The 1,019-nt window shown below is 73.7% G+C and carries 2 protein-coding genes; one reads left to right on the top strand and one right to left on the bottom strand.

Features of this window, described 5'->3' with window-relative positions; translation table 11 throughout:
• Nucleotides 1-427 (top strand): substrate-binding domain-containing protein (locus tag AC1D01_RS36250; RefSeq protein ID WP_477874589.1); only part of this gene is annotated, 427 nt, incomplete at its 5' end.
• Nucleotides 428-534: 107 nt separating this feature from the next.
• Here the strand turns inward: AC1D01_RS36250 and AC1D01_RS36245 are convergent.
• A partial coding sequence (locus AC1D01_RS36245) for a ChaN family lipoprotein (protein ID WP_477874587.1) occupies nt 535-1,019 on the bottom strand: 485 nt, incomplete at its 5' end.

Genomic DNA, 1,019 nt, shown 5'->3' with positions numbered 1-1,019 from the left:
AGAGGTGCCCGGCGTGCAGGTGCAGCGGCTCTCGACGGTCGACCTGGTGGTGGCGCTGCCGCCGGCCTTTGCGGCGGCCCATCCGGAGCCGTCGCTGGCCGACCTGATGACGCAGCCGTGGATCGGCACGCCGGACGGCTGCGTGCTGCGCACCCACATCGATGCGCTGTTCGCCGCCGGCGGCCGCGAGTACCAGGCGGGCGCGTCGGCCAGCACCGAGGGCGTGGTGCGCAGCATGGTGGCCAGCGGCATGGGCGTCGGCGTCGTGCGGCTGGACCAGGCCGAGCAGGCCGAACGCCAGGGCGAGCTGCGCATCTGGAAGCACTGGCGGGCGCACACCTGGATCTGCTTCGCGTCGCCGCCGGAGAGCCGGCTGTCGCCGGCCACGGTGGCGGTGCGCGCGGCGGTGCAGGAGACGTGGAGCTGAGCAGCTCCGTTCGGGCTGAGCTTGTCGAAGCCTGGTGCCGTGCGAGCAGGCCCTTCGGCAGGCTCAGGTCCTTCGACAAGCTCAGGATGATCGGACCCTTCGACAGGTCAGGGCGAACGGGGAGCGCGCATCGCCTTGCACGGGTCCTCGCGCGATTGCGGCGCCGTCACGACGACCCGGTCGTACGCCCCCGGCGGCGGCACGTCGGTGTCCTCCAGGTAGCCGATGCTGCGGCTGCGCGCGCGCGTGCCGTCGGCCAGCCAGCGCGGCACGCCGACATCGCGCCGCACGTGGCCGTTGCCGGCCAGCAGCACCACGCCGCGGTCGGCATGAGCCTCGACCATGCGCGCCATGAACTGGTCGCGCGCGACCTGCGCGCCGGCCATGCGGCGGGCGGTGGCGGCGTCGATCATCCCGCAGTGGCTCGCCTCGATGTCGCCGGCCTGGGCCGACCAGATCGCCTCCGGCACGTCGGCCGAGAAGCCGGTGCCGGCCAGGCCCTTGCTGATCACCTGGCGGCTCTCGGCGCGCGACACGTTGACCGCGACGATCGGCAGGCCGTGGTCGAGCGCCAGCTGCACGAAGGGCGTGT

The sequence above is a fragment of the Rhizobacter sp. P3_B12 genome, assembly GCF_056402895.1.
The sequence above is the reverse complement of the archived record's forward strand: the minus strand, read 5'-3'. Positions and strand labels throughout refer to the sequence as shown.